Source organism: Hyalangium sp., from assembly GCF_035629615.1.
GTDB lineage: Bacteria > Myxococcota > Myxococcia > Myxococcales > Myxococcaceae > Hyalangium.
In genome coordinates this window covers 1-4,096 of sequence record NZ_DASPHO010000264.1, presented here as the reverse complement: position 1 = coordinate 4,096, position 4,096 = coordinate 1, and the positions used below count along the sequence as shown (strand labels likewise).

The 4,096-nt window shown below is 72.6% G+C and carries 1 protein-coding gene and 1 pseudogene; both read left to right on the top strand.

Annotation, left to right across the window (positions count from 1 at the left end):
* Positions 1 to 3,400 (top strand): Lhr family helicase (locus VD972_RS13225; protein WP_324986242.1); only part of this gene is annotated, 3,400 nt, incomplete at its 5' end.
* Between the two features lie 76 nt (positions 3,401 to 3,476).
* Positions 3,477 to 4,096: pseudogene (locus tag VD972_RS13220) on the top strand (peptidase S8); the annotation flags it as partial.

Sequence of the window (4,096 nt, the reverse complement as noted above, 5' to 3'; positions counted from 1 at the left end):
GGTGGCGGCGCACCACGGCAGCATGTCGCGGGAGATCCGCCTCGCGGCGGAGGAGCGGCTCAAGAGCGGGCAGCTCTCGGTGATGGTGGCCACCGCGTCGCTGGAGCTGGGCATCGACGTGGGCAACGTGGACATGGTGGTGCAGCTGGGCAGTACGAAGGCCATCTCCGTGCTGCTGCAGCGGGTGGGGCGCGCCGGCCACTATAAAGGAGGCATCTCCAAGGGCATCCTCTTCGCGATGACGCGCGACGAGCTGATGGAGTGCGTCGCGCTGCTCAACGCCGTGCGCGAGGGCGAGCTGGACGCGGTGCGCATTCCGGAGAAGCCGCTGGATGTGCTGGCGCAGCAGATCGTCGCCGCGTGCGCGTGCGAGGAGTGGGACGAGCGGGCGCTGTTCGCCCTCTTCCAGCGCGCCTACCCGTACCGGGAGCTCACCTGGGAGGAGTACCAGTCGGTGCTGGAGACGCTCTCGGAGGGCGTCTCGCTGCGCCGGGGCCGCAGCGGCGTGCACCTGCACCGGGACAGGGTGAACCACCGGCTGAAGGGGCGGCGCGGGGTGCGCATTACGGCGCTGACCAACGGCGGCGCCATCCCGGACACCTTCTCCTTCTCCGTCACCGCGGAGCCGGAGGGCAAGGTGGTGGGGACGCTGGACGAGGACTTCGCGGTGGAGTCCTCTCCGGGGGACATCTTCCTGCTGGGCTCCACGGCTTGGCGCATCCAGCGCGTGGTGGGCAGCACGGTGCAGGTGGAGGATGCGAAGGGAGCGCCGCCCACGGTGCCCTTCTGGCGGGGCGAGGCCCCGGGGCGCACGGACGAGCTGTCCCTGCAAGTAGGCCGGCTGCGCGAGGAGCTGCTGGGGCACGAGGAGCCCGCGGTCTTCCTGGAGAAGGAGCTGCGAGTGCCGGCGCCCGCGGTGGATGCGCTGATGGGCTACCTGCGGCTGGGGCAGAAGATGCTGGGCGCGGTGCCCAGCCACACGACGGTGGTGGCCGAGCGCTTCTTCGACGAGGCGGGTGGCATGCAGCTCGTCATCCACGCGCCCTTTGGCAGCCGCATCAACCGCGCGTGGGGCCTGGCGCTGCGCAAGCGCTTCTGCCGTTCATTCGACTTCGAGCTGCAGGCGGCGGCCACCGAGGACGGCATCCTCTTGTCCCTGGGCGAGCAGCACTCCTTCCCGCTGGGGGACATCTTCGAGTTCCTCAACGCGGACAACGTGCAGGAGGTGCTGGTGCAGGCCGTGCTCCAGGCGCCGCTGTTCGGCACGCGCTTCCGGTGGAACGCCACCCGCTCGCTGGCGCTCAACCGTTTCTCCGGGGGCAAGCGCGTGGCGCCCAACCTCCAGCGCGCCCGGAGCGAGGATCTGCTGTCCGCCGTCTTCCCGGCGCAGGTGGGCTGCCAGGACAACCACGGTGGGGCGGACGTCGAGCTGCCGGACCATCCGCTGGTGAAGCAGACGATGGAGGACTGTCTGCGCGAGGCCATGGACGTGGACGGCCTGCGCGAGGTGCTGCGCCGCATCAAGGAGAAGTCCATCCGCCTGGAGGCGCGGGACGTGCCCGAGCCCAGCGTCTTCTCGCACCAGATGATCCACAGCATGCCGTACACCTTCCTGGACGACGCGCCGGCCGAGGAGCGGCGGGTGCGCAACGTGGCGCTGCGGCGCGCGATGCCGGCCGAGGACGCGGCGGCCTTCGGGGCGCTGGATGCGGGGGCCATCGCCCAGGTGGTGGAGGACGCGGCGCCGCCGATGCGTGACGCGGACGAGCTGCACGACACGCTGTTGCAGCTGGTGCTGCTGCGGGCCTCGGAAGTCCCGCAGGGCCTGGAGGTGCCGCTCTTCGAGCAGGGCCGCGTGGCGTGGCTGGAGCTGCCGGGCGCGCGCTTCCTGGTGCCGGCCGAGCGGGGCAGCGCGGTGCGGGCGCTCTTCCCGGACGTGGCGCTTCAGCCGCCGCTGCCGGTGCTGGAGGGAGACCGGCCCGTGGAGCGGGACGCGGCGGCGCTCCAGGTGGTGCGTGGGTACATGGAGATGCTGGGGCCCACCACCGCAGGCGAGCTGGCGCGGCTGACGCTGCTGGACGAGTCCGAGGTGAACGTCGCCCTGCACCAGCTCGAGGGCACCGGCGGCATCCTGCGGGGCCAGTACCGCCCGCGGCCCGAGCCTCGCGGGGCGGACGCTCCCGTGCCCTTGGAGTGGTGTGATCGGCGCCTGCTCCAGCGCATCCACCGGCTCACCGTGGGCCGGCTGCGCAAGGAGATCGAGCCGCTGAGCGCGCAGGACTTCATGCGCTTCCTCTTCCGGTGGCACCACCTGGAGGAGGTGGACGCGCTGCGCGGCGCCACGGGGCTGCTCAAGGCCGTCTCCCTGCTGCAGGGCTACGAGGCGCCGGCCTCGGCGTGGGAGCGCTTCCTGCTGCCCGCGCGGATGAAGGGCTACTCGGCCGAGCTGCTGGAGCGGGCCTGCTACGGCGGCGAGGTGGCCTGGGGCCGGCTGACGGTGAAGGACGCCCGGCCGCCTCCGGGACCTCGCCGGGGCGCACCCGCCGCCCCGCCGGAGCCGGAGGCCCCTCGCTCGCGCGCACCGCAGCCCACGCGCAACGCGAGCCTGACCTTCACCCGCCGGGAGAACCTGGACTGGATGCTGGCGGCCGCACGGCCCGACGCGGTGTTCTCGGACGGGGGCGTGTGGCTGCCGCCGGACCTGTCCGCCGCGGCGCGGGACGTGGTGGGGGTGCTGGAGCAGCGGGGAGCATGCTTCTTCAACGATCTGGTGTCCCGCGCGCGCCGGCTGCCGGCGGAGGTGGAGGACGCGCTGTGGGAGCTGGTGGCGCGGGGGCTCGTCACGGCGGACGCGGTGCAGAACCTGCGGGTGCTGCAGAGCCCGGTGCAGCGCCGCCGCCAGAAGCTGCTGCAGCGCGGCGGCCCGGGACGCTGGAGCCTGCTGGTGCCCTCCGAGCCCAAGCAGCCCGACGAGGTGCTGGAGCAGCGTGCGCGCCTGTTCCTCCAGCGCTACGGCATCGTCTGGAGGGACCTGGCGATGCGCGAGGCGCTGGCGCCCACCTGGCGCGAGCTGCTGTACATCTACCGGCGCATGGAGGCGCGCGGAGAGGTGCGGGGTGGGCGCTTCGTGTCGGGCTTCGTGGGCGAGCAGTTCGCGCTCCCAGAGGCCGTGGACATGGCGCGGTCGGTGCGGCGCCAGGCGCCCTCGGGGGTGCGGGTGCAGCTCTCGGCGGTGGATCCGCTCAACCTCACGGGGGTGGTGACACCGGGGCCGCGGGTGCCCGCCACGGTGGGCAACAGGGTGACCTGGGTGGATGGAATCCCCCAGGGGGTGGACGCGCTGGCAGAGGACGAGGACGAGAGCCCAGAGCCGCCCGAGGGCGAGGCGGCCGTGAGCTGAGCGGCGGTGTGGAGGGGGGCGCGCGGCGCCTCCAGGGCTGCTAGGGTGTCCCCGTCAAAAACGAGGGGAATTGCCGATGCGCCGTCTGCTCATCCTGGGGTTGTTGGTACTCACTGCTTGTCCTGAGGATCCGGAAGAAGATCCGCCGCCCACAGGCGACACGGGGCGCGTCCAGGGCAAGCTGAGCCCGTTCCTGGGCTCGAGCTCCTTGGAGCCCGCCGCGCGCCCGGAGATCCTCAAGGGCCAGGCCGCCGCCGAGCTCTCCCGGGCGCTCCAGCGTGCGCGCACGCAGCAGCGGCTGAAGCAGCGCCAGTCCGCGCTGGAGGTGTCGCAGCCGGACTTCCCCATCCTCTCGCCGCCGCCGGGGCCACCGCCGCTCAAGCGGGTGCCTGCGACGGATCCCACCATCATCGGTGACGTCATCGTCCGCTTCGAGCAGGCGGGGGTGAGCGCGCAGCGGGCGCTGGAGCAGGTGCAGGCGCCCGGCTACCGCGTGGCGCACAAGGGCTACGCCAGCGAGTACCTCCACCTGGTGGGCTTCGAGGCGGTCGACGGCCACGCGCTGACGGCCGAGGAGACGGGCCAGCTGGTGGCGCGGGTGGCGCAAGTGCCCGGCGTGCGCTTCACGGAGAAGAACCTGCGCATGTACCCGACCCGTACGCCGAACGACAAGGTCTACTCCGCGCAGTGGCACTA